Genomic DNA, 24,490 nt, shown 5'->3' on the forward strand with positions numbered 1-24,490 from the left:
GCCGGGTGGGCGGCGACCCGCTCGGCCGGTGCGGCCACCAGCACCAGGTCGTCGCCGTCGTGCGCGGCGTCGAACGCGGCCGTCTCGGCCCACGCCGGTCCGGCCACGCCGACCAGCCGGGCCGGCAGCCCGGCCGCGTGCCGCCGGGCGACCAGGGCGTGCAGCGCGGCCACCGCGCCCGCCTCGGCCTCCCGCCCGGCCGCGCCGAGCAGCAGGTCGGCGGGGACGAGCACGGTGTACGCGGTGGCGCCGGCGTGCCGGGTGCGCAGGTCCAGGCGGTGGGCGAGGTCGAGCAGCCGGGCGCTGCGGTCCGGGTCGGCGAGGTCGGCGTCGGTGAGCCGCAGCACCGCCGCGCCGACCGGCTCGTCGTCACCGGGGGCGTGCGCAGGGGTCGCCCCGGTGTCGTTGCCGGTGAGCGCGGCCGGGCGGCCGTCGTCGGCCGGGCCGGTGGGCAGCAGCCGCACCGACCGGGCGCCGTGCGCACCGGTCAGGTGGCGGGCCAGCGCCGCGCCCTCGGTGATGTCCGCGCCGACCAGCACCACCGGCGCGGCCGGGTCGACCACCGTGCGTTCCCGGGCCGGCGCGGCGGCCGGGGCGGGCACCGCGTGGCGGGCCGTGCCGGCGCGCAGGGCGACCTGGGCGGCCCCGGCGTCCACCACGGACGGCAGCAGCGCGACCGATCGGGGGTCGGTGTCCCGGTCGACCAGCACGATCCGGCCCGGCTGGGCGGCCTGCCGGCAGCGTCCCCGCGCCCACGCCACGTCGGCGGCCGGCACCAGGTCGGGGTCGTCGGCGGTGTCGGCGGTGGAGGCGTCCACCGCGCCGGTGGTCAGCACCACCACCCGCGCGTCCGCGTACCGCCCGTCGTCGAGCCAACCGGCCGACGGGTCGGCGCCGGCCAGCACCAGCACGTCCGCACCCGTGCCGGACGGTCCGGTGTGGACGTGCCGGCCCTCGGACGGTCCGGTCTGGACGTCCTCGCCCTCAGCGGTCAGCGCGGCGGCGACCACCTCGGCGTCCGGCCCGACGACCGTCCAGCGTCGGGCGGCCGGCGGTGCGCCGGTCGACGCCAGGGCCTGCCAGGTGAGCCGGGTCAACGCCTCGTGGTGCGTGCCGTTGACCGCGCGCAGCCGGGCCGGGGTGTCCCGCAGCAGCCGCCGGGTGACCTTCCCCGAGGCGGTACGCGGCACCGCGTCGATCTCGTACAGCTCCTGCGGCACCTTGTGGTAGGCGAGCCGTTCCCGGCAGGCGGCGTACGCCTCGGCCGGCGCGAAGCCCTCCGCCGCCGGCACCACGTACGCCACCGGCACCTCGCCGAGCACCTCGTGCGGGCGGCCGGTGACCGCGACGTCGGCGACGCCCGGCACCCCCCGCAGCACGTCCTCCACCTCGGCCGGGTGCACCTTCTCCCCGCCCCGGATGATCAGCTCGCGGTGCCGGCCGGTGACGAAGAGGTTCCCGTCGGCGTCGCGGCGGGCCAGGTCGCCGGTGCGGTACCAGCCGTCGCGCAGCGCCGCCTCGGTCGCCTCGGGCAGCCCGTGGTAGCCGAGCATGACGCTCGGTCCGCGTACCCACACCTCGCCCTCGTCACCGATGGTCACGTCCCGGCCGGTGTCCGGGCTGACCAGGCGCACGTCGACGCCGTCCACCGGGCGTCCGCAGGAGCCCTCGACGCGGGGTTCGTCCGGCCGGGTCACCGCGATCGAGCCGCACGTCTCGGTGCTGCCGTACGCGTCGAGCAGCGGCGCGTCGAAGACGTCCTCGAACGCGCGGCGCAGCTCTCCGGTGGTGATCGCGCCGCCGACCAGGCAGACCCGCAGCGCGGGCGCGCGGAACCCGTCAGCGCGGGCGGCGTCGACCAGGTGGTGGTACATCGCCGGGACGCCGGCCAGCACGGTCGCCTCGTCCTCGGCCACGGCCCGCAGCACGTCGTCGGCGGCGAACCCGTCGACCAGGCGGGCGCTCGCGCCGACCGCGGTCACGCTCAGCACGCAGCCGATGTGGGAGAGGCTGTGGAACAGCGGCAGCGGCCACACCACCCGGTCGGCGGAGGTCAGGCCGGGCACCGGCACGTAGCAGGCGGCCACCGACCACAGGCAGGTCCGCTGGGTGGAGAGCACGCCCTTGGGCCGGCCGGTGGTGCCGGAGGTGTAGAGCATCCAGGCGACCTCGTCCAGGCCGAGGTCGTCGCGGGCGTCCGCAGCCGGCGTGACGTCGACCAGCGCCGGCCAGGCGGTCACCCCGTCCGGGTACGGCCCGTCGCCGGTCACCCAGATCCGCAGGCCGGTCCGGTCCGCGCGCAGCCGCAGCAGTTGGTCGAGGTGTTGCGGGTCGGTGACCACCAGCACCGCGCCGGAGTCGTCGAGCAGGTGGGCCAGCTCGGCGTCCGTGCTGCGCGGGTTCAGCGGTACGCCGACCGCCGCGGCCCGGGTGACGGCCAGCCACGTCTCGACCGTCTCCACCCGGTTGCCCAGGCAGAACGCGACCCGCTCGCCCCGGCCGACACCGGCGTCGACCAGATGCCCGGCCAGCCGACCGGTGACCGCCGCCAGCCCGGCCCAGGAAACCGCCCGGTCCGCGTCGCGGAACGCCACCTGGTCCGGCAGCCGTCGGGCGTGGGCCCGGAGCAGTTCGGGTAACGGCTGGACCAGGTCGCTCCGAAGCATGTCACCACATCCGTCCCTCGCCGTAACGGCCCAAGTCTGGTCAGCGGCCCGGCGGTGACCTACCCCTGTCGCCCCCTAACCGGACCCCGGTTCCCGACCGCTCCCCGGTGGCCCGGCTGGCCGGCGCGGTGATGATGGGCTCGCCCCGAGGATCGAGGTGCCATGGAACGCTCCTGGTTGTTCGCCGACCTCGTCGTGCCCGGCGCGGGTTGCGTGGACGCGCGGGCGGCCGAGCTGGTCGGCACCGTGGTGACCGCGCTGGTGTCCGAGGTGCGCGCCGCCGACCCGGACGTACGCTGGTTCTTCGACCGGCTCGACTCCCCCGGCCCGCCGCGCCTGCGGCTGGGCCTGCACGCCACCCCCGNNACCTGGCCCGCGACCGGCTCGGCCCGACCGCCCGACCAGCGCCCCCGGCGTACGCGGTGCGGGACGCGGCCCGCGGCGGGCCGCTCGCCCAGGCCGGCAGCGAGCTGGCGCTGGCCCTGCTCGGCGGCGACCCGCCCTGGCTGGCCGGGTCGGAGCTGCCGCTCGCGGTGGCGCACCTGCGTCATCTGTGCGCGCTGCTGCCGGCCGGCGACCGGGCGGCCTTCCTGTTCCTGCACTGGCAGGACCGCAGCCGCCCGCTGTCCGGCGCGCAGCGCCGCGACCTCGCCGCGCAGGCCCAGGCCGGCGCCGACAAGATCGTGCTGGCCGCGGCCGACCTGCCGTTGGCCGACGACCCGGTGTCGGCGGCGTGGCACCGTTACCTGGACCTGGTCACCGAGGTGGTCGCCGAGGACCACCCGGCCGCCCCGCGCGGCTTCCTGCTCGCCACGCACGCGCAGCTCAGCCACCGCCGCTGGGGTCTCGACCCGGCCGTCGACTCGCTGGCGGCGCTGGCGATGCGGTTGGCCGGGCAGCGCTTTCCCACGCCCGGTGGCAGAGTCGGGTGAGCGAGCACCGCATCCCCTCGATCCTCGGGAGAGCCGCATGACCGAGCCGCAACGCGTCGACGTGGAGCTGGGCGACCGGGCGTACCCGGTGCTCGTCGGCCCCGGTGTGCGGCACCGGCTGGCGGCGGAGGTGGCCCGGGTCGGCGCCCGCCGGGTCGTGGTGGTCTCCGCCCGGCCGCCGGAGTGGACGCCCGACCCGGGCGTGCCGCACCGGGTGGTGCCGGCCCGCGACGGCGAGCACGACAAGACGCTGGCCACCGTGGAGTCGCTGTGCCGGGCGTTCGCCGAGTTCGGGCTGACCCGCGCCGACGCGGTGGTCTCCTGCGGCGGGGGCACCACCACCGACGTGGTGGGGCTGGCCGCCGGCCTCTACCACCGGGGCGTCGCGGTGCTCCACCTGCCCACGTCGTTGCTGGCCCAGGTGGACGCCAGCGTCGGCGGCAAGACCGCGGTGAACCTGCCCGAGGGCAAGAACCTGGTCGGCGTCTACTGGCAGCCACGGGCGGTGCTCTGCGACACCGAGCACCTGAGCACGCTGCCGGAGGTGGAACGGCGCAACGGCTACGGCGAGATCGCCCGCGCGCACTTCATCGGCGCTGGCGACCTGCGCGGCCGGCCGGTGACCGAGCAGATCACCGCGTGTGTGGCGCTGAAGGCCCGGGTGGTCGCCGCCGACGAGCGCGACGCGGGGCTGCGGCACATCCTCAACTACGGCCACACGCTGGGGCACGCGTTGGAGCGGGCCACCGACTTCCGGCTGCGCCACGGCGAGGCGGTCGGCGTGGGCACCGTCTTCGCCGGCCGGCTGGCCGGTCGGCTGGGCCGGATCCCCGCCGCCCGGGTCGCCGAGCACCACGAGGTGGTGGCCGGCTACGGCCTGGACACCACGCTGCCGTCCGAGGTGGACGCGGACGAGCTGATCGCGTTGATGCGGCGGGACAAGAAGTCCACCGCCGGCCTGTCCTTCGTGCTGGACGGCCCGACCGGCCCGGAGCTGGTCGCGGACGTGCCCGAGGACGAGGTCCGCGCCGCCCTGGCCGTGATGTAGCCGGGTCCCGCCCGGCCAGCTCGCCGAAGTGGCGGCATCGAACAGCGATTGATCCCGCCACTTCGCCGAACCGGTGTCGATCACGGCGAGGTCCGCCCGGCTGCGCCTCAGCCGACGGCGGGGCAGTGCGTGAGCAGGTCCTCGGGCTTGTGCGCGACCAGGTCGGGGCCGGCGGCCAGCAGGGCGGTCACGTCGCCGCCGTGCCAGGTGGTGGCGACCGTGGTCACCCCGGCCTCCCGGCCGCTGGTCAGGTCCGTGATCGCGTCGCCGACCATCATGGCCACACCCGGCGGCATGTCCAGCAGGTCCAGCGCCCGCAGCACGATGTCCGGGGCGGGCTTGGGCCGGGGAATCTCGTCCGAGCCGATCACGTAGTCGAAGAGGGCGAGCACGCCGAGCAGGTCGAGCAGGGACCGGGCGCGCGGCCCGCTCTTGCCGGTGGCCACCGCCATCCGTACGCCCCGCTCGTGCAGCGTCTCCAGGGTCTCCCGGACGCCGGGGAACAGCGGCACCCGGTGGGCCAGCCGGTAGCTCTCCCGGACGAACGGCTCCTCCATCTCCAGCGGCAGGCCCATCAGCCGCATGATGTCCGGGAAGTACCGGCCCATGTGCTGGTTGTACTCCTCGAACGGCGCCGGTCCACCGCCGACCACCTCGGCGTACGCGACGCTGAACGCCTCCCGCATCACCGCGGAGCTGTCCACCACCACCCCGTCGAGGTCGAACACGACCGCGCGGATCGGGTCGGGGCGCGGGGCGGGGGCGGCGGCACCGGCGCTGGACGGCGGCTGGCTCATGGCTGCTCCGTAAGGGTGAGGTCGCCGGTGGTTCTCACCGGTCGCGTGCGCCCGCGAGCGCGGGCACCGGCGGGGTGGGCCGGGCGCAGCGGTAGACACGTTCGATGGCGTCGATGGTGCGGCGGGCGTCGGCGGCGGCCACGCCCCGGCTGGCCGGGTCGGCGAGCAGGCCGGGCAGCGCGTCGAGCTGCCGGTCGTACTCGGCGCCGATCTCCTCGGCGGGCAGCGGCAGCGGCACCGTCTCGCCGTCGCGGGTGCGGGTCAGCTCCGGCGTGCCGAGCCGGTTGGGGCTGAAGCCGAACGTGCAGCGCAGCGTCACCGCACCGCGGGCGCCGTGCACGGAGACGGTGGTCCGGTCCGTCGCCTCGTGCGACGCCCAGCAGGCGTGCAGCGCGGCGGACGCGCCGTCGGCGGTGAGCAGGAACGCGCGGGCGGTGTCCTCGACGTCGCCGCGTCCGCCGGGGCCGGCGGTGCCGCGCCAGGCGGCCTGCGCGGCGCCGTCGTTGACGAAGTCGTCGGAGACGCTGCCCACGACGTGCGCGATCGGCGCCGGGCCGAGCAGCGGCAGCACCGTGTCGAGCAGGTGCCAGCCGAGGTCGACCAGCGCGCCGCCGCCGGAGAGGTCCCGCCGGGTGAACCAGCCGCCGGCGTCGGGCACGCCGCGGGCGCGTACCCAGGAGACGTCGACGTGCCGGACCGGCCCGACGTCGGCGGCGGCCCGCACCAGGGCGCGCACGTCGGCCCGGTAGCGGGCGGCGCTGCCGGCCAGCAGCACCGCGCCGCCGGTCCGCTCGGCGTCGGCCAGGTCGTCGGCCTCGGCGGAGGTGAGGCAGACCGGCTTCTCCAGGAACACCGGCACACCCCGCCGCAGCAGCCGGGCCGCGACGGTCGCGTGCAGGTGGTTCGGCACGGCCACCACCACCAGGTCGGCCACGTCGGCGGGCAGGTCGGCCACGTCGGCGTACGCCTCGGGTACGCCGTGCGTGGCGCGGGCCTTCTCCCGGGCGGCGGCGTCCGGGTCGATCACGGCGGTGACCGTGAACCGGGGGTGCGCGGCGAGCCGGGGCAGCCAGATCTGCCGCCCGGCCCAGCCGAGACCGGCCACCGCGACCCGGACGGTACGCCCCGGCGCGGCGGCCGGCTGCGGCCCGGTCATCCGGCCAGCACGTCGGCGAGCACGGTGGCGATCTGGTGCATCTGCTCCTCGGTGCCGAGCAGCGTACGGTGGTGCAGCCAGACGCAGTCGGCGTGGATCTGCTCGACGTTCGGGCAGCGCTCGGCGATCTGCTCGACGGTCTCGTCCGGGGCGCCGGCGCTCCAGAAGCCCTCGCAGCGGTAGATCGCGCGGAACGCGACGAACGCCGGGATGCCCCGGGCGATCAGCTCGTCGACCACGACCCGGCGACGTTCCAGGGTGATCCCGGGGATCCGGAACATGGCCATGTAGTGCGGGTTGCGGTCGCCGCGCGGGTCGCGTCCCTGCGGCACCACGCCGGGGATCTCGGCGAGCAGGCTCGCCAGCAGCGGCCAGCGCTGCTCGCGCACCGCGATCTGACCGTCCAGCCGGGACAGTTGGGCGCGCAGCACGGCGGCGCTGAACTCGTTCATTCGGTAGTTCGAGCCGGTGGTGCGGTGCAGGTAGTCGCGGTCGGTGCGGGGCCGGCCGCAACTGTGCACGAGGAACGCCTTCTCGTAGCTCTCCGCGTCGGGGAAGGTCACCGCGCCGCCCTCGCCGGCGGTCATCAGCTTGCCGTTCTGGAAGCTGAACGCGGCGACGGAGCCGAGTTCGCCGACCCGCTTGCCCTGCCACTGCGCGCCATGGGCGTGCGCGGCGTCCTGGAGCAGCGCGACGCCGGCATCGGCGGCGATCTTGTCGAGCGCGTCCATGTCGGCGAACTGCCCGGCCATGTGCACCGGCATCACCACCCGGGTACGGTCGGTGATGGCGGCGGCGACCGCGTTCGGGTCGACGCAGTAGGTGTCGAGGTCGACGTCGACCGGCACGGCCACCGCGCCGAGGCGCTGGGCGGCCAGCGACGACGAGATGAACGTGAAGGCCGGGACGATCACCTCGGTGCCGGGGCCGACGCCGAGCACCTCCAGCGCCACCTCCAGCGCGTGGGTGCCGTTGGTGACGGCGAGCGCGTGCTCCGCGCCGTGGTACGCGGCGAACTCGGCTTCGAACGTGTCGACCTCGTTGCCGCCGACGCGCCACCACTGGCCCTGTTCCAGGGCCCGGATGAGGCCGGTCCGCTCCTCGTCGCCGAACTGTGGCCACTCGGGGAACTCCGGCGCCGGCAGATCACTCATGATGTCCCACTCCCTGATCCAGATTGGAACGGCCCGGCAGGACGCTAACCGAGCCGGCACGCCGCTGACCTCCCCTAACCGCCCCTAGCCGCCCCTAACCGCCCCCTGCCGGCGGGGCTTCTCCCGGGGGNCCGAGGTGCTCCTGCTCAACGGCCCGAACCTGGGCATCCTCGGCAAGCGGGAACCGGAGATCTACGGCACCGACACACTGGCGGACATCGAGCGGGCGGTCGGCGAGGAGGTGGCCGACCGGGGTTGGCGGGTCGTGGCGAGACAGCACGACTGCGAGGGCGAGATGATCCGTACCATCCAGGACAGTTATGAGACGGTGGGCGCGATCGTCAACCCGGGCGCGTTGATGATCGCCGGTTGGAGCCTGCGCGACGCGTTGGCCAACTATCCCCGCCCGTGGTTGGAGGTCCACCTGTCGAACGTGTGGGCCCGGGAGAGCTTCCGGCACGAGTCGGTGCTCGCCCCGCTGGCCTCGGGGGTGATCGTGGGCCTCGGCGCGCTCGGCTATCGGCTGGCGGCCCGCGCGCTCGTCGCCACCGTGCCCTGACCGGCCGCCCCGCCNACCCATCCCGGTCGTCCGCCGCGACGACCCGACCCCGAGGAACCCCCGTGACCGTCGCCATCATCGCCCTCACCATCTTCCTGTGCATCGTCCTGATCCCGCTGGCCCTGCAGAAGCTCTTCGGCAACGCGCAGATGCGCCAGCGGATGTCGCACCTCGGCGTCTCCGCCGGGCTGACCCGGGTCATCGGCCTGCTGGAGCTGGCCGGCGTCGCCGGGCTGCTGCTGGGCCTGCTGTGGTGGCCGATCGGGCTGCTCGCCGCGGTCGCGGTCACCGCGCTGCTGATCGCCGCCGTGGCCTACCACCTGCGCGCCAAGGACGACGGCAAGGTGATCATGGTGCCGCTGTTCTTCGCGTTCGCGTCGGCCGCGCTGGCGCTGCTGCATGTGTTGAAGCACTGAGGCCGGCGTGACGGGCGCGCTGCTGGGCGTCGACGTCGGCGGCACGAAGGTCGCGCTGCGCGCCGAGGCGGCCGGTCGGCCCGCGTACGAGCGGGTCCTCACCTGGCCGACCGGCGCGGACCCGGCCGCCGACCTCGCCGCCCTGGCCGCCGAGGTGGCCGCGCTGCGCGCCGGGTACGGGCCGGTCGACGCCGTCGGGGTGGCCATGCCGGCCACCGTCGACCGGGCCGGCGCCGTCGTGGCCTGGCCCGGCCGGCCGAGCTGGGTCGGCCTCGACCTGGCCGGCGCGCTGCGTCGCCTGTTCCCCGACACCCCGACCGGGTACGCCGACGACGGCGACCTGGCGGGGCTGGCCGAGGCGCGGCACGCCGGCCGCGACGACGTGCTCTACCTGGGCGTGGGCACCGGCGTCGGCGGCGGGATCGTGCTCGGCGGCCGGAACGTCCCGGCCGGCGCCTCCGCCGAGGTGGGCCACATGGTGGTCGACCTGGCCGGCGAGCGCTGCGACTGCGGGCGGACCGGCTGCCTCCAGGCGGTCGCGTCGGGGCCGGCGACGCTGCGCCGCGCCGCCCGGCTGCGGGGCGGGCCGGTGGACCCGGACCGGCTGCGCGCCGGGCTGCGCGCCGACGAGCCGTGGGCGCGGGAGGCGATCGGGCCGGCGTGCGCCGCGCTGGCCGCCGCGGTGGTGAGCCTCGGCGAACTGCTCGCCGTCGACCTGGCGATCGTCGGCGGCGGGTTCGCCGTTGGGCTGCCCGAATTCGTGCCGCTGGTCGGGCGGATCGCCGCCGGGTCCGGCCGGCCGGGGCGGCCCGCGCCCCGGGTCGCCGCCGCCGCGCTCGGCGGGCTCTCCTCGCTGCACGGCGCGCTCCTGCTCGCCAGTGACCTCGCGGACGCCCCGGGCCCGCCCGGGACCCCACCATCGACCAGGGAGACCAGCCAATGATCAGGATCGGGGTCGTCGCCGGCAGCACCCGCCCGGGACGCAAGGCCGACGCGGTGGCGCGCTGGGTGTGCGACGTGGCCGCCGGACGCACGGACGTCACCGCGGAGGTCGTCGACCTGGCGGACCATCCGCTGCCGCACTTCGCCGAGCCGCTGCCGCCGTCGATGGCGCCGTCGAGCCGGCCGGCGATCCGCCGTTGGGGCGCGACGATCGGTGCGCTGGACGCGTTCGTCTTCGTCACCCCGGAGTACAACCACTCCATCCCGGGCGTGCTCAAGGACGCGATCGACGCGCTCTACCAGGAGTGGCACCACAAGCCGGCGGGGCTGGTCGGCTACGGGGTGCACGGCGGCACCCGCGCCGCCGAGCACCTGCGGCTGGTGCTGGGGCAGGTGTCCGTGCCGGTGGTCCGCTCCCAGGTGGCGCTCTCCCTGCACACCGACTTCGTGGCGTTCCGCGACTTCCGCCCCGGTCCGCACCAGCGGGAGGCCGTCGGCACCATGCTCGGCGAGGTGGCGGCGTGGGCCGGCGCGTTGCGGACGCTGCGCCGCCCGCAACCGGTGCGATGACCACGATCAGCGGCACCACCCGCCTGTACGCGCTGCTCGGCGACCCGATCACGCAGGTACGCGCGCCCGGCCTGCTGAACCCGGTGCTGGCCCGGCGCGGCGTCGACGCGGTGCTGGTCCCGGTGCACGTACCGGCCGCCGCCCTGCCGGAGGTGGTGGCCGGGCTGCGGCAGGTGGCCAACCTCGACGGCATGCTGGTGACCGTGCCGCACAAGGCCGCGCTGCTGCACCTGGCCGACCGGGCCACCGACCGGGCCCGGCTGGCCGGCAGCGTCAACGCGCTGCGCCGCGAGCCGGACGGCACCTGGTCGGCGGACACGTTCGACGGCGACGGCTTCGTCCGCGGGCTGGTGGCGGCCGGGCACGACCCACGCGACCGGCGGGTCTGCCTCGTCGGGGCCGGCGGCGCGGGCAGCGCCATCGTGGTCGCCCTGCTCGACGCCGGGGTGGCCGCACTGCACCTGGCCGACACCGACCCGATCCGGCTCGCCGCGCTGGGCGGTCGCCTGTCCGCCGCGTACCCCGGTCGGGTCCACACGGCGCCCCGGCCGCGCCTGGCCGACGCCGACCTCGCGGTCAACGCCACCCCGGTCGGGCTGCGCCCGGCCGACCCGGCGCCGTTCCCGGTGGCGGAGCTGCCGGCGTGGGCGGTGGTCGCGGACATCATCATGTCCCCGGCGGAGACGCCCCTGCTGCGCGCGGCCCGCGCCCGTGGGCTGGCCGCACATCCCGGCGAGCCGACGCTGTCCCACCAGATCGACGCCTACCTGGACTTCTTCCGCCTCTGACCGCTCATCGCCCACGGTGGACCCATGCCAGGATCGGGGGCCCGACGGCTCTCGACGCGCCAGGACAGCACTTCACGCTCACCCGATATGACTCTCAGGCATCATTATGCCTCTGTGTCATATCCTTCGCCCCGGTGATGCCCGGAACTGGTCGCCTGGCGGCGAGTCGACACCAGTTCGCCGAAGTGGTGCCTTCCCGGTGAGACGATGCCGCCACGTCACCGAACTGGCTACGCCGCCGCTGACGCCACTCCGGGGCGGTGTCCGTGCGATCGACGTGAATCTTGGTAGATTCCGGCCCCCATGAGGGCCAATCCGTACCAAGATCTCCCGCACGCCTTCCGCGCCAGTGACAGCGGGCCGGACAGACCGGAGATGCCGACGCCGACCGGTCCCGCCGCACGCCGCCGTAGCTAGATCGGGAAGCAGCCGCGGTGCCAGCGCCAGTGCCGGCCGGCGGCCAAATGGTCGACGACCGCGCGCTGGAGCACGGTCTGGCGCGGCAACGCGTCCAGCGGCGTGCTCAGGTCGCGGAAGACGAACCGCCGTACCTCGACGTCGGCGTCGATCCCCTCCGGCTCCTCGTAGGGGTCCAGCGTGAACCGCCGCTGGAACCGCACGATGTTGGACTCCTCCGGCAGGTACTCCCGCAGTTGCGGGTCGAGCAGCCAGGAGCCGCAGGAGAACCGGGTGTGGCGCTCGTCGGGGAAGTGGCGCGGGAAGAACGCGCGGGCCGCGTCGAGGGACGCGTCGACCGCCTCCGGGGTCAGCGGACCCGACTCGGGGATGTGCAGGCCGATGGTGTCGCCGCGCTGGTGTTGCAGCCGGCCCAGTTCGTAGAGGCCGCCCCGGGCGTGCAACGTCAGCCAGCTCTGCATGACCGGCCAGCCCTCGCGGCGCATCCGCCGGTCGACGGCGAGGTTGCGGCCCAGGTCCGCGAGGGTCGCCCAGGACACGACCCCGGCGATGCCGTGGTCGCGGTGGTACGCCGTGACCACCTCGACCAGGGCGAGGTACGCGTACACGTAGAGGTGCCGCCAGGCGGGGCCCCGATCGCGCGGCAGCGCCGGGCCGGGTGGCAGCCAGTCGTGGCCGCCGAGGTCGGCGCGGACGAGGGCGATCGAGCGGTCGAGCAGCCAGCGCAGCTCCGGCGTCCACAACGGTGAGTCGGGGTCCGGCCAGCCGGCCATGATCTCGGCGGCGTCGTCCGGGCGGACCGCGAGCCGGTCGAGCAGCGCGGGCGCGTCGGCCCGGGCGGGCAGCGGCGCCGACGGCCGGTCACCGGCGAGCCGCCGCACCCGCTCGACCTCCTCGACGGGCACCCCGAGCCGGGCGGCAGTGTCGTCGACGTCCACGCCGACGACCCTACCGACCGGCTCACGGCGGCGACAGGCCCGTGTCAGCCGGTGTCAGCCGGCGCGGCCGACGCCCCGGTCGGGTGCGCTCATGTCCCCCGTGCCGGGGGTGCCGTCGGCGAGCCCGTAGCGCAGGTAGACGGTGCCCTTCGGGTTGGCCACCGGCGGTTCGAGGAGGGTGACGTTGGTGGGCACCGCTCCCCCGTCGAACACCTTCTTGCCGACGCCCAGCACGATCGGGTGCACCCAGAGGTCGAGCCGGTCGAAGAGCTTCTCCCGTAGGAGGGTCTGCACCAGGTTGAGGCTGCCGACCACCTTGACGTGCCGGTGCCGGTCGCGGATCTCGCGCACCGCGCCGGCCAGGTCGGGGCCGAGCTGGCTCGACCCGGCCCACGACAGGTCGGGCCGGCCGCGCGAGGCGACGTACTTCGGGATGCGGTTGAACAGGGTGGCGATCGTGTTGTCCTGGCCGCCCTCCTGGTGCGGCCAGTAGGCGGCGAAGATGTCGTACGTCCGCCGGCCGAGCAGGAGCGCGTCCGTGCCCTCGTAGGCGGCCAGCACCTGCGCCCCGGATACCTCGTCCAGCAGGGGCGCCTGCCAGCCACCGAAGGGGAAGCCGACCGGGTCCTCCTCGGGGCCGCCGGGCGACTGCCCGACGAGGTCGAGGGTGGCGAAAAGTTCGATGTGGATCAGGCCCATGCCCTACTCCCGATGATGTGGCGATCTCCGTCAGAAGGTGGACCGGCCGTCGTCGGCGGACTCATCGTTCGTCGGCTCCCCATACGGACGCGCGAGGCGGGTCACCGGGCCTCGGCGGCACGACGGACCAGGCGGCGGGCCTCGTCCGGCGGTACGCCGGTGGCGCGCAGCACGTCGTTGGCGGCGGTCCGTAGCTGGGACACCACGATGGCACCGGAGAAGCCGAGGTCCTTCCGGTACGCCGCCCCGGCGTACCGGACCGCCTGGAGCACCCGGTCCCGGGCCTCGACCGGTTCCCGGGCGGCCAGGAACTCCCGGTGCAGCAGCCGGACCGAGGAGCCGAACCGCTCCACCGCGGCCGGCAACTCGGGCGGCACCGGCTCGTCGTCGCGCAGCGTGGTGCCGACCCGACGGACCAGCGAACGGCTGTTGCGGAACGCCCGGTCCAGGTGCTCGGCGCCGCGCTGGTACGCGGCCAGCACGCGCCGCTGCCGCCAACGCACCGGGGAGAAGCGCACCACCTCGGCGGCGGCGCCGACCACCTCGCTGACCCGGCTCAGGTCGGTCTCGGCGGCGCGCATCCGCTCCAGCACGGCGTCGGCCACGCGGACGTCGCCTCGGGCCAGCGCCTCCGCCGAGGCGGTCATCTGGCGGGCGAACGTGTCCAGCGCCGGGTCGGCGGCCCGGCGGACCGTGCGCAGCGGGTTGAGCGGCGCGAGCACCAGCACCACCAGCAGGCCGATCCCGCCGCCGACCAGGGCGTTGACGGTCCGCGGCAGTTCCAGGTCCGGCGAGACCGGGGTGAGCGTGGCGACCAGCACGGCCGTACCGCCGGCCTGGGTGACCAGCGCCCCGGTGCCGCGCACCAGCACGGCGGCGGCGACCGCCAGGAAGACGATCACGCCGGTCTGCCACGGCCCGGTGCCCAGCACGTAGAGCAACGCGTCGCCGACCACGATGCCGAGGATCACGCCGATCACCAGTTCCACGGTGCGTCGGGTGCGCCCACCGAGGGAGGCGGCGATGACACCGACCGCCGCGGCGGGCGCGAACGTCGGCTCGGGGTTGCCGAGCAGCTCGCGGGCGACCAGCCAGGCCAGCGCCGCGGCCAGGCCGGCCTGCACGGCCACGATGAAGTACGTCCGCGCCCGCTGACGGCTGGCCCGGCCGGCGGCGCGTACCCGGTCGCTGACACTCCGCATGCGCCGGGGTACCCGACGCCACCCGGTCGGAACCTCAGCCGGGGTACGCCATGGTGCCGGTCAGCGCCACCACGCCGGGCAGCCGGGTGTCCTGGCGCAGGAACTGCACCACCACCGGCACCGGCGAGCGCAGCACGCAGCCGTACGCGCGACCCAGCCGCACCGCCTCCGGGTCGATCAGGTCGTTGACCCGGACGTGCCGGACGCGGCGGGCGCCGACCAGCACCCGGTACGGTCCGGCCGGCTCGGCGTCCTCGTAGTAGAAGTGCAACGTCAGCTCGGCGTCGTCGTCGGTGGTGTTGAGCACGCAGAGCTGGTCGAAGCCGGTGAACTCCGGTTCCGGCCCGTGCGCCGGGAACGGCACGTGCCCGCCGGGCACCACCCAGACCCGCGCGCCGATGGGCGCGGTCACGACTCCTCCAGCAGCCGGGCCAGGTCGGGGGCGAGGAACACCCCGTCCGGGTCGAGGCGGCGTCGCACCGCCTGGAAGTCGTCCCAGCGGGGAAAGAGCGGGCGCAGCTCCCGCGCGCCGAGCCAGTGTTTCTTGCCCCAGTGCGGCCGGCCGCCGTAGTGCCGGAAGACCGCTTCCATGTCCCGGAAGTACTCCTCGTACGGCAGCGAGGTGTTCTGGAGGCAGGCGATGGTGGTGGTGGGCCGGCCGTAGGCGTTGCTGAGCCAGATGTCGTCGGCGGCGATGGTGCGCACCAGCACCCGCCAGCCGGCCACCCGCCGGTGCCGCGCCCGGATGCGGCGGCGCACCTCGGCGAAGCAGGCCGGGAACGCCTCCGAGGGCAGCATGTACTCGATCTCCTCGAAGCGCAGCTCCCGGTGTCGGGGGATGGTGCGGTGGGTCGGCCCGACCTGGCTCTGCCGGGGCTCGCCGTCCGGGGCCGACGGGTCGGGCCAACCGGGCCGGTGGCGTTCCTCGTCGGTCCGGTTGATCACCCGGATCTGCGTCTGGTCGCTGCGCGGGTACCAGTAGAAGTCCATGTTGCGGTTGGTGTGCTGAAGTTCGGCGAGGTGGTCCAACGTCCAGTCCAGGTGCGCGCACCACGACCGCCGGTGCAGCTCGTAGCGGGGTTGCACGTCGAGCGTGACCCGGGTGACCACGCCGAGCGCGCCGAGGGAGAGCCGGGCCGCCGGCAGCAGCTCCGGGTTACGGTCCGCGTCGATGTCCAGCGCCTCCCCGGTGCCGGTGACCAGGCGTACGCCGGTGACCTGGGTGCTCAGGTTGCCGAAGCCGAGCCCGGTGCCGTGGGTGCCGGTGGCGGTCGCCCCGGCGATCGACTGGTAGTCGACGTCGCCCAGGTTGTCCATGGCCAGGCCGGCGTCGTACAGCCCTTCGCCGAGCGCCTGGAGCTTGGTGCCGGCCCAGGCGGTGGCGAGCCGTCCGTCGTCGGAGATCACCCCGGCCAGCCGGTCCAGGCCGAGCAGGATCCCGTCGGTACGCACCAGCGGGCTGGACGAGTGCCCCGAGCCGACCGGCCGGATCGTGGTGCCCGCGTCCCGGGCCCGGCGCACCAGCGCCCGCACCTCGTCCTCGTCGGCTGGTTCGTCCCATTCCGCCGGGGTGAAGGAGAGGCTGCCGGACCAGTTCACGAAGGCTCGCGTCATCGCGGCGACCGCTTACCCGCGCCCGCCGGGGGTAGTCACCCGGGTGCCCGAGTTCCCGCCGATCGACGCGTACGCGTTCCTGTCCGACACGCACACCACCGCGCTGGTCGCACCGGACGGGGCGGTCGAGTGGCTCTGCGTACCGGATGCGGCCGGCGACGCGGTGGCGGCCCGGCTGCTGGACCGGGTCGTGGGCGGCCGGCTCACGTTCGTCGCCGCGGGCTGCCCGCCGCCCCGACGTCGCTACCTGCCGGGCACGCTGGTGTTGGAGAACGTCTGGGCGGGTCCGGGCGGCGCGGCGACCGGCGAGGACCTGCTCGCGGTCCGGCCCGGCTCGGCCGACCGGCCGATCCACGCCGAGCAGGCGCTCGTGCGCCGGCTCCGCGTCACCGCCGGCGTGCTGCGGGTCCGCGCCGAGCTGACGCCCCGACCCGGGTACGGCGCGCGTCCGGTGCGCTGGCGGCGGGACGGGCCCGACTGGCAGGCGGTGGGCACGCCGCTGCGGGTGCGCACCGACCTGCCGGTCACCGCCACCGACGGGACCCTGGTCGCCGAGGCGGAGCTGCGCGCCGGGCAGGCCGCGACGCTGCTCCTCGGGTACGCCGACCCGGTGCCCGCCCTGGCCGACGCGGACGCGCTGCGGGACCGGACGTGCGCCACCTGGCAGGAGTGGTCGGGGCGCGGCGATTACGCCGGGTTCGCCGCCGACGCGGTGCGGCGCAGCGCGCTGGTGCTGCGCGGCCTGTCGTACGACGAGACCGGCGCGTTGCTGGCCGCACCGACCACGTCGCTGCCGGAGGAGATCGGCGGGGTGCGCAACTGGGACTACCGCTACACCTGGCACCGGGACGCGGCGCTGCTGCTGCTGGCGCTCTTCCGCCTCGGGCACGCCGAGGAGGGCCGGCGGTACCTGCGTTTCCTGCTCGGCATCTGCGCCCGGCACGAGCCGCTCGCCCCGCTGGTCGGCATCCACGGCCACGCGCCCGCAGAACGCGAGCTGCCGCACCTGTCCGGGTACGCCGGCTCGACCCCGGTGCGGGTCGGCAACGCGGCGGCCGACCAGACGCAGTTCGACACGTACGGGCATGTGCTGGACGCGGCGCTGGCGTACCAGCAGCTCACCGGCGAGCTGACCGGCCCGCAGTGGGAGTTGCTGCGCCGGCACGTCGAGGTGATGGCGCGGCGGTGGCGGGAGCCGGACCACGGCGTGTGGGAGATCCGCGGCCCGCGCCGGCACTACGTCAACTCGAAGGTGATGACCTGGGTCTGCCTCGACCGGGGCATCCGCCTCGCCGACCTGCTCGCCGACCGGGCGGCGCCGGTGGACCGGTGGCGCCGGGAACGCGACGCGCTGCACGCCGAGGTGCTCCAGCGCGGGTACGACGACCGGGTGGGCAGCTTCGTCCTGGCGTACGACTCGACCGAGCTGGACGCCTCGCTGCTGCGGATGCCGCTGGTCGGGTTCCTGCCCGGCGACGATCCCCGGGTGGTGGCCACGGTCGACCGGATCCGCGCGGACCTCGCCGTGGCGCCCGACCTGATCCGGCGCTACCGGCTCGACGACGGGCTGCCCGGCATCGAGGGCGCGTTCCTGCTCTGCTCCTTCGAGCTGGTGTCCGCGCTGGCGCTGGGCGGCCGGCAGGCCGAGGCACGGGAGGTCTTCGACCGGCTGGCCGGCCGGGCCGGGCCGCTCGGCCTGCACCCGGAGCAACGGGCCCCGGACGGCACCGCCCTGGGCAACCATCCGCAGGCGTTCACCCACCTGGCCCTGATCGAGGCGGCGCTGAACCTGGACGGGGCCGGCGACCGGGACGCGCTGCGCGCCTGGGCGGAGCGCGCCGGCGGGCCGCCGGCCTGATCAGGCACCCCGCCGGGAACCAGGCGGCCGGGTCGGACGACTATCTCTACATGGCGTGTGAGCAGTGGCGGGAGATCCTGTCGGCACAGCTGGACGGCGAGGCGTCCCGGTCGGAGAGCGCGGCGGCCGAGGCGCACCTGAGCGGCTGCGTCGGCTGCCGGGGCTGGTTCGACTCGGCCGCGGCGGTCACCCGCCGGGCGCGTACCCACCTCGCCCCGCAGGTGCCCGACCTGGTCGACGCGGTGCTGGCCGCGGCGCCGCCGCCCCGGCCGAGCCGCCGCCGGCGGGTGGCGCTCGCGCTGCGGGCGGCGCTCGGGCTGCTCGGCGCGGTGCAGGTGGTGCTGGGCCTGGCGCAGATCGGCCGGGAGGCGGTGGTCGCGCACGCGCACACCTCCGGCCAGCACCTGTGGCACGAGTCGGCGGCGTGGAACGTGGCCGTCGGCGCCGGGTTCCTCTACGTGGCGTTGCGGCGTTCCACCCCGTCCGGCCTGCTGCCGATGCTCAGCGCGTTCGTCGCCACGCTGGTGCTGCTGTCGGTGAACGACCTGATCACCGGGCAGGTGGCGATGACCCGGCTGGTCAGCCACGGCTTCCTGCTGGTCGGCTGGGCGGTGATGCTGGTGCTGTCCCGTCCCGGCTGGCGTCCCGGGGACACCCCGCCGGGGCGGGGCCGGTCGGTCGGCTCGCGCTGGGCGCTGCGCACCGAGGAGCCGGCCGCCCCGGCGCCGTTGCGGCTGGTGCCGCCCGGCCCGTACACCGCGCAGGCCCGCGACCGCCGCGCCGCCTGACGGCGCGAGCGCTCAGCGGGCCCGCCGGTCCCGGATGTCGCCGGTCCAGGCGGCGACCAGGTCCTCGCGGGCGCGGGCCACCCGGGACCGGATGGTGCCGACCGGGCAGCCGCACACCTCGGCCGCCTCGGCGTAGGACAGGCCCAGCACCTGCGTGGCGACGAACGCCTCCCGCCGGTCGGGGGCGAGCCCGGCGATGAGCCCCCGCAACGCGACGCCGTCGTCCCCGCCGGCGGTCACCGCGCCGGCCGCCTCGGCGGCGGCCTGCCAGTCCGGCAGCGCCGCCACCCGGGGGCGTGCGGTCACGGCCCGCACGTGGTCCACGGCGACCCGGCGGGCGATGGTGAAGATCCAGGTACGGGCCGAGGACCGGCCGGCGAAGCCGGGCAGGTTGCGCAGCGCCCGCAGGAACGTCTCCTGGGCGAGGTCGTCGGCCTCCGCGGGCCCGGCCAGGTGGGCGAGGAACCGCCACACCGGCCCCTGGAGGGCCCGGACGAACTCGGCGGCGGCCTGCTGGTCGCCCCGACCGGCCCGGTGCGCCCACCGGGTCACCTGCTCGTCGTCGGCGGCCGGCCTCATCCGCGGCCGGCCCGCCGGCCCGACCCGGTCACACCGGGCGGTACGGGTGCGGGCCTCGCTCGATTCATCCCTGGTGTCCCTTCCTGTCACCCGACGGTTGGTCGGCCGACAGGCGGAAAAAGTTCCCGGGGGACGCCGGGTCGGGCGACGGTCAGGGGGTGTGCGGGGTGAGCAGGTAGTCGCCGTCGTCCGGGCTCCAGCGCAGCTCCACGGCCCCGTCGGTCGCCGCCGCCTTGCAGAACTGGAGGAAGCTGCGGTAGCCGAGCTTCTTCTCGCTGAAGTCCGGCCGGGCGCGCCGGAGCTGGTCCTTCAGGCCGGAGAGCGCCACCGCGCCGCCCTCACCGGCGAGGTCCACCACCACGGAGCGGAGCAGCCCGAACGCGACCTCCCGGTCACCGCGCTCGGGCAGCGACACCTCCGGGTCACCCTTGGCCGGGCCGGCGGCCAGCTCGACCACGTTGGTCCCGGCCAGGTGCCGCAGCAGCTCCCCGAAGGTGCGGAAGCCGTAGTCGGACTCGCTGAACGTGGGATCCTTGCGCAGCAGGGCCCGCTTCAGGCCGGAGGCGGTCACCTCACCGCTGGAACTGCCCTGCATGCCGGCCACGGTCTGCACCAGCAGCACGGCGAGCGTGTCGACGTCCCGTGGCGGCTCCTCCTCGGCCGGCGCGGTCTCCACCACCGGTTCGGGCGCCGGCCCGGCCGGGGAGGGCCCGGACGGTCGAGCCGGACGGGTCCGGCGCGCGGCGGGCGGCGGCACGTCCACGCCTTCGAGGCGGTCGTAGTAGAGGAACTCGTCGCAGGCCGGCGGCAGCAGCGCCGAGGTGGACTTCTCCACGCCGACGCCGATCACCCGCTTGTTGAGTTCGCGCAGCTTGTGCACGAGCGGGGTGAAGTCGCTGTCCCCGGTGCAGATCACGAACGTCGAGATGTAGCCGCGTTCGAAGGCCAACTCGACCGCGTCCACGGCCATCTTGATGTCGGCCGCGTTCTTGCGGGAGGCGCCCATCCGCTGCGGTATCTCGATCAGCTCGACGTGCGAGCGGGTGAGCATCCGCCGGTCCTCGTCGAAGTACGACCAGTCCGCGTACGCCCGACGCACCACCACCCGCCCGCGCTCGGCCAGCGCGTCGGCGATCGGGCGGAGGTCGAACGCCCTGCCGCCATGGTGGTCCCGCACGCCCAGCGCCAGGTTCTCGTAGTCGAGGAACAGCGCGATCCGGTCTTCCTGATCCACGCCGGCCAGCCTAGCCGGGTCGGGTCGCCGCGCCGGTCACCGCCGCTCCTCGTCGCGGTAGACGACCTCCCGGCGGGCCACCCGCTGGATCGCGTAACTGGCGATCAAGAGCAGCAGCGCGAGCACCACCTCGACGCCCGCGACCGTGCCGGTGGCGACGGTGAGACCGAGCAGCAGCAGGATCAGCCCGACCACGGCCAGCAGGCCCGCCAGCAGCAGACGGTTGCGCCGCCGCGCCGACCGTGCCCCGCCGTCCGCGTCCACCCCGCCCGCCTTTCCCCCGCTTCGCCCCGCTTCCCCGTCGAGCCTAGGCCCTGCCCGGCCCGCCGGTGGTGGATACCGGGCCGCGTCCGGACGCGGCTCCCCCNGCCCGGCCCCGAGAGCTCCGGTCTCGGACCGGTGGATCAGTGGATCGGCACCGGAACCGGCTGCCGCTGCTCCCCCGCCTCGTCGTCGAGCAGGTGCGACGGCTCCCGCCGGCGCGGCAGGAAGAGCGCCGGGACGAAGGTGACCAGCACCAGGGCGAAGGCGACCCAGAAGGTGGTCGCGAAGGAGTCGGCCGCGAAGTCGAGCCCGCGCTCGATCAACGACGGCGGCACCGGGAACTGCTGGGCCAGCTCGGGCTGCTGCTGCGCGGCGATGGCGAGCTGGGCCTCGGTGACCGGGGCGCCGGTGCCCGGGTCGGTCACGCCGGGGATCGCCGGCGAGCCGTTCAGCCGGCTGGTGAGGATCACCGACATCAGCGCGGCGCCGACCGATCCGCCGATCTGCTGGAGGATGTTGAGCAGCGTCGACCCGCGGGCCACCTCCGCGGCGTGCAGCGTCTTCAACGCCGAGGTCATGAGCGGCATCATGGTGCCGCCCATGCCGAGGCCCATCACGAACAGCGAGCCGCAGAGCAGCAGGTAGGACGTGTCGGTGCCGAGTTGCGTGAAGGNACCCGGTCGGCGAGGATGCCGGCGATCGGCATGGTCAGCATCGCGCCGATGCCCTGCGGCGCGATCAGCAGGCCGGCGGTCAGCGTCGACTCGCCCCGGATCTGGAGGAAGTAGCTCGGGAACAGCAGCCCCGCCCCCAGGAACGCGATGATGAACACGGACATGGCCATCGCCGCCACGGTGAGGTTGCGGTTGCGGAACAACCGCAGGTCGAGCAGCGGGTGCCGGGGCCGGAACGAGTAGCGGACGAACGCCACCACCAGCACGGCGCCGACCAGCATGGGCAGCCAGACCTCGGAGGCGGTGACCGTGCCGGTCTCGGGCAACGAGGACACGCCGTAGAGGAACAACGCCAGGCCCGGCGAGAGCATCAGCATGCCGAGGAAGTCGAACGAGGCCGACGGCTCCGGGGCGTCCTTGGGGAGCGCGAGCTGGGCGTAGATCAGCGCGACCACGCCGATCGGCAGGTTGATCAGGAAGATCCAGTGCCAGCTCGCGGTGTCGATCAGCCAGCCGCCGAGGATCGGGCCGCCGATCGGACCGAGCAGGATCGGGATGCCGAGCACGGCCATCAGCCGGCCGATGCGGTGCGGGCCGGCGGCCCGGGTCATGATCGTCATGCCCAGCGGCATGAGCATGCCGCCGCCGAGGCCCTGGACCACCCGCCAGCCGATCAACTGACCGATCGAGTCGGCGGTGGCGCAGAGCCCCGAGCCGATGGTGAACAGCGCCAACGCCACCATGTAGAGGCGTTTGGTGCCGAACCGGTCCGCGGCCCAGCCGCTGAGCGGGATCACCGTGGCCAGGGCGAGCGTGTAGCCGGTCATGGTCCACGCCACGCGGGCGTAGGACGCGTCGAACTCGCTCTGGAACGTCGGGATCGCCACGCTGACGACGGTGACGTCGAGGATCGACATGATCGCGCCGAGCACGACGACGCCGGCCACCTTGAGCACCGCGGCGTCGAGTTTGTTCGATGTCGCGACGGGTTGCTGGGTCACAGACAGTCTCCTGGTTACGGGTCGGTCCGGTGGTGGTGGCGGCGCGCACCGCTCGGCGCGCGATCGGACGTGCGGCGGGACGACGTCCGGCGAAAGCCTAGTCTCGGGCTACGACATCTCGCGGCCGCTTTTCCGGTGCGCAGAACGACCGGACACGCCGACCCGGGCGCCGTGCCAATTCACCGGGGGCCGTCGTGGCCCCGCCACCGGGAGCAAACCGAACGGAAACCCCTGATGCGCCCCGGATTTCCCCGGCCGCAGCGACGTCGCCCCGGTCGGCAACGTGCCCGAGCCACCGTGACGCACGTCATGACCCGGGCCGGCCCGGCCTCGTCCCCTGTTCGGGCCAGGGCCTGTTTCGTGGGGGCGGTCGAGCCGAGGCGGAGTCCGGGCGGCGGTCCGGCAAGGCGCGCTCGGCGCGCGGCCGGATCGACGACCCAGGCCAGTCCGCCGAAGTGGTGGCATCAGGCGCGCGGGATGCCACCACTTCCCCGAACCGGTGTCGCGCCCGCCAGCCGTCCCTTCGCGCCGAGCTTCGCCATCAGGGCCACCTCGGCGGTACGGGAGCGGTCGATGCGGGCGGCGAGGTCGCGTACCCGATCGCTGGTGCCGGCGGTGACCTGGGCGCGGGCCAGGGCGGCGGCGGTGCGCTGGTGGCGGGTGAGCACGTCGAGCAGGACCCGGTCGGCGTCGGCGGCCGGGGCGGCGCGCAGCCGGGCCAGTCCGGCGGCGGCGTCGCTGTGACCGGAGTGGTCGTGCCGCGCGGCGGCGGCCGCGGCCGAGGGGCCGGCCTCGCGCAACCATGCCCGCATGTCGGCCAGCTCGTCGGTTTCGGTGGCGCGGATCGCCGCGACCAGCGTCCGCACCTCGGGGTCGGCGCCCCGGTCGAGGCCGACGCCGGCGATCTCCAGCGTCTGCTCGGTGTGGGCCACCATCATGGCCAGGAAGAGCGCGTCGATGCCGCTGGTCGCGCCGTCGACGGCCGGCGTGGGGCGCGACGCCACGGGCGACGCCGGTTCGCCGCCGCAGCCGGCGGTGGCGAACGCCACGGCGGCGAGCAGCGCGGACAGCACCACGGCGAGCGGACGGCGCATGGGGTCCCTCCGAATTCGGGAACGGCCTCGGGTGCGGGCGGGCGGAAGGGATCGCGACGGGGGCCGCACCGGCCGGCCGCCCCGAGTGGCGGCCGGCNCGCCGGTACGTTCGGCGGCTCCCAGCCGGCGAGCGCGGTGTGCGCCTGACGGCAGCGGTAGCTGCTGCCGGCGTAGGTCACCGTGTCACCGACCTGGTACGCCCGCCCGACGGTCCAGGTGCCGCCGGGGGCCGGCGAGGTGGGCGGGGTGGGTGTGGGCGTGGCGGTGCGGGTCGGCGTGGGGGTGGGTGTCGGCGTGGCGGTGCGGGTGGGTGAGGGGGTCGGGTTGCCGCCGCCGCCGATCTGGAGGTCGACGCAGGAGTAGAACGCGTTGGCGGTGTCCGAGATGTTCCAAACCGCGAGCAGCTTCTGCCGGCCGGAGAAGCCGCCCAGGTTGACCGCGTGCGACACGGTGGCGTCGGGCTGGCGGCCGCCGCCGTCGACGACCGCGACCCGGGTGTTGCCGATCCAGTACTCCCAGTTGGCGGTGGCGTGCCGGGCGGTGTTGATCCAGGTGAAGGTGACCGTGCTGCCGACCGAGGTGGCCGGCCAGTTGCGGCTGTCGTCGTTGAGGACCGCGAACTGGGCGATGCCGGCGTGGCAGCTCTTCAGGCCCTTGGGGCCTTCGACGCTCTGCGGCTCGTACCTGATCTGGCCGCAGTCGGGCACCCGGTTCTGCGCGCAGAGCGCCTGCCGACTCGGCGGCGAGGAGACGTAGCCGTGGGCCTGCGCGGGCGCGGCGAGTGCCAGCGTCGCGGTCACGGCACCGGTGGTGAGCAGCGGGAGGGTGATTGTTCGGCGCATGTGACAACTCCTTCGGGGGGTTCGGAAGGTGTCACGAACATAAATTAAACCTTGTTAACAGTAAAGACTCCTGTCTATAAATTAAGCCCTGGTGCCTTGAGCGCCCGCCACGCGCCGTGGAACTCTGGTACGTCGATGGCTCAACGCGCGGAGCCGATCGTCGTTCCTGGGCACCCGGGCGCCGGCAGGCACCCGGGAGGACGGCACCACACCACCGGGCAGCAACCCGCCGTCACACCCCCCACGAAGGACACCCCG

General features: G+C 75.1%; 22 protein-coding genes and 2 pseudogenes. 9 read left to right on the forward strand and 15 right to left on the reverse strand.

The annotated features are described in order from the left end of the window. Positions 1-2,666, reverse strand: a 2,666-nt coding sequence (locus B1205_RS31470) for an AMP-binding protein (RefSeq protein ID WP_254909923.1), incomplete at its 3' end; no start/stop codon positions are given. Positions 2,667-3,088: 422 nt separating this feature from the next. On the opposite strand from B1205_RS31470, the gene B1205_RS13385 reads away from it, so the two are divergent. Both B1205_RS13385 and B1205_RS13390 read left to right on the forward strand, forming a co-directional pair. Continuing rightward, positions 3,089-3,598 carry a hypothetical protein gene (locus B1205_RS13385; protein ID WP_089155929.1) on the forward strand — a complete coding sequence of 170 codons (510 nt, stop codon included), beginning with the start codon at positions 3,089-3,091 and terminating at the stop codon, positions 3,596-3,598. 37 nt (positions 3,599-3,635) lie between these two features. Next, a complete protein-coding gene (locus B1205_RS13390) occupies positions 3,636-4,646 on the forward strand; it encodes a 3-dehydroquinate synthase family protein (RefSeq protein ID WP_089155930.1) in 1,011 nt (336 codons plus the stop codon). A gap of 107 nt (positions 4,647-4,753) precedes the next feature. Here B1205_RS13390 and B1205_RS13395 read toward each other — a convergent pair whose 3' ends face one another. From B1205_RS13395 to B1205_RS13405, 3 genes are read right to left on the reverse strand one after another with little or no spacing between them, the layout of a single operon-like run. Continuing rightward, the gene (locus tag B1205_RS13395; protein WP_089155931.1) at positions 4,754-5,443 is read right to left on the reverse strand and encodes an HAD-IA family hydrolase; all 690 of its coding nucleotides are present in this window, start codon (positions 5,441-5,443) and stop codon (positions 4,754-4,756) included. A 34-nt stretch (positions 5,444-5,477) separates the two neighbouring features. Continuing rightward, positions 5,478-6,599, reverse strand: a complete 1,122-nt coding sequence (locus B1205_RS13400) for a Gfo/Idh/MocA family protein (RefSeq protein WP_089155932.1) — start codon at positions 6,597-6,599, stop codon at positions 5,478-5,480. Further along, positions 6,596-7,753 carry a DegT/DnrJ/EryC1/StrS family aminotransferase gene (locus B1205_RS13405; protein WP_089155933.1) on the reverse strand — a complete coding sequence of 386 codons (1,158 nt, stop codon included), beginning with the start codon at positions 7,751-7,753 and terminating at the stop codon, positions 6,596-6,598. Before B1205_RS13405 ends, B1205_RS13400 begins: the two co-directional genes overlap by 4 nt. A gap of 136 nt (positions 7,754-7,889) precedes the next feature. Between B1205_RS13405 and B1205_RS13410 the strand changes: the two genes are divergently transcribed. The 5 genes from B1205_RS13410 to B1205_RS13430 all read left to right on the forward strand — a co-directional run bounded on the left by B1205_RS13410 (position 7,890) and on the right by B1205_RS13430 (position 11,028). Further along, positions 7,890-8,312, forward strand: coding sequence for a type II 3-dehydroquinate dehydratase (locus B1205_RS13410; RefSeq protein ID WP_089155934.1), 423 nt, complete (start codon positions 7,890-7,892; stop codon positions 8,310-8,312). A 62-nt stretch (positions 8,313-8,374) separates the two neighbouring features. Next, entirely contained in the window at positions 8,375-8,728 is a 354-nt protein-coding gene (locus B1205_RS13415; protein WP_089155935.1) for a DoxX family protein, read from the forward strand. A 7-nt stretch (positions 8,729-8,735) separates the two neighbouring features. After that, a complete protein-coding gene (locus B1205_RS13420) occupies positions 8,736-9,671 on the forward strand; it encodes an ROK family protein (RefSeq protein WP_089155936.1) in 936 nt (311 codons plus the stop codon). Next, on the forward strand, positions 9,668-10,240 hold the full coding sequence (locus B1205_RS13425) for an NADPH-dependent FMN reductase (protein WP_089155937.1): 573 nt from the start codon (positions 9,668-9,670) through the stop codon (positions 10,238-10,240). Before B1205_RS13420 ends, B1205_RS13425 begins: the two co-directional genes overlap by 4 nt. Then, positions 10,237-11,028 (forward strand): shikimate dehydrogenase family protein, encoded by a 792-nt coding sequence (locus tag B1205_RS13430; protein ID WP_089155938.1) that lies wholly within the window; start codon positions 10,237-10,239, stop codon positions 11,026-11,028. The genes B1205_RS13425 and B1205_RS13430 overlap by 4 nt, the downstream gene beginning before the upstream one ends. A 413-nt stretch (positions 11,029-11,441) precedes the next feature. On the opposite strand, the gene B1205_RS13435 is transcribed toward B1205_RS13430, so the two are convergent. The 5 genes from B1205_RS13435 to B1205_RS13455 form a co-directional block, all read right to left on the reverse strand. Continuing rightward, entirely contained in the window at positions 11,442-12,383 is a 942-nt protein-coding gene (locus B1205_RS13435) for an acyltransferase domain-containing protein (protein WP_089155939.1), read from the reverse strand. 54 nt (positions 12,384-12,437) lie between these two features. Continuing rightward, positions 12,438-13,082, reverse strand: coding sequence for a dihydrofolate reductase family protein (locus B1205_RS13440; protein WP_089155940.1), 645 nt, complete (start codon positions 13,080-13,082; stop codon positions 12,438-12,440). A gap of 101 nt (positions 13,083-13,183) precedes the next feature. Next, positions 13,184-14,284, reverse strand: coding sequence for an FUSC family protein (locus B1205_RS13445; RefSeq protein ID WP_089155941.1), 1,101 nt, complete (start codon positions 14,282-14,284; stop codon positions 13,184-13,186). 34 nt (positions 14,285-14,318) lie between these two features. Further along, positions 14,319-14,696, reverse strand: coding sequence for a sensory rhodopsin transducer (locus tag B1205_RS13450; RefSeq protein WP_089155942.1), 378 nt, complete (start codon positions 14,694-14,696; stop codon positions 14,319-14,321). Continuing rightward, positions 14,693-15,898: a D-arabinono-1,4-lactone oxidase gene (locus B1205_RS13455; protein WP_089155943.1), complete on the reverse strand. Its 1,206-nt coding sequence runs from the start codon at positions 15,896-15,898 to the stop codon at positions 14,693-14,695. Before B1205_RS13455 ends, B1205_RS13450 begins: the two co-directional genes overlap by 4 nt. 43 nt (positions 15,899-15,941) lie before the next feature. Between B1205_RS13455 and B1205_RS13460 the strand changes: the two genes are divergently transcribed. After that, the gene (locus B1205_RS13460; RefSeq protein WP_089155944.1) at positions 15,942-17,756 is read left to right on the forward strand and encodes a glycoside hydrolase family 15 protein; all 1,815 of its coding nucleotides are present in this window, start codon (positions 15,942-15,944) and stop codon (positions 17,754-17,756) included. A gap of 50 nt (positions 17,757-17,806) precedes the next feature. Next, complete coding sequence (locus B1205_RS13465; protein WP_089155945.1) at positions 17,807-18,544, forward strand: zf-HC2 domain-containing protein; 738 nt, start codon at positions 17,807-17,809, stop codon at positions 18,542-18,544. Between the two features lie 12 nt (positions 18,545-18,556). Here the strand turns inward: B1205_RS13465 and B1205_RS13470 are convergent, their stop codons facing one another. The 6 genes and pseudogenes from B1205_RS13470 to B1205_RS13495 form a co-directional block, all read right to left on the reverse strand. Continuing rightward, positions 18,557-19,123, reverse strand: a complete 567-nt coding sequence (locus B1205_RS13470) for a sigma-70 family RNA polymerase sigma factor (RefSeq protein ID WP_089155946.1) — start codon at positions 19,121-19,123, stop codon at positions 18,557-18,559. A gap of 151 nt (positions 19,124-19,274) precedes the next feature. After that, positions 19,275-20,357 (reverse strand): PIN domain-containing protein, encoded by a 1,083-nt coding sequence (locus tag B1205_RS13475; RefSeq protein WP_089155947.1) that lies wholly within the window; start codon positions 20,355-20,357, stop codon positions 19,275-19,277. A gap of 36 nt (positions 20,358-20,393) precedes the next feature. Then, the gene (locus B1205_RS13480; protein WP_089155948.1) at positions 20,394-20,621 is read right to left on the reverse strand and encodes a hypothetical protein; all 228 of its coding nucleotides are present in this window, start codon (positions 20,619-20,621) and stop codon (positions 20,394-20,396) included. A gap of 140 nt (positions 20,622-20,761) precedes the next feature. Continuing rightward, positions 20,762-22,296 (reverse strand): annotated as a pseudogene (locus B1205_RS13485) (DHA2 family efflux MFS transporter permease subunit). A gap of 464 nt (positions 22,297-22,760) precedes the next feature. Then, positions 22,761-23,300 carry a DUF305 domain-containing protein gene (locus B1205_RS13490; protein WP_369597283.1) on the reverse strand — a complete coding sequence of 180 codons (540 nt, stop codon included), beginning with the start codon at positions 23,298-23,300 and terminating at the stop codon, positions 22,761-22,763. 188 nt (positions 23,301-23,488) lie between these two features. Next, positions 23,489-24,232: pseudogene (locus tag B1205_RS13495) on the reverse strand (lytic polysaccharide monooxygenase); the annotation flags it as partial. Positions 24,233-24,490: the final 258 nt, after the last annotated feature.

Origin of the sequence: Micromonospora sp. NBS 11-29, from assembly GCF_002140155.1 — a bacterium.
Lineage (GTDB): Bacteria > Actinomycetota > Actinomycetes > Mycobacteriales > Micromonosporaceae > Micromonospora.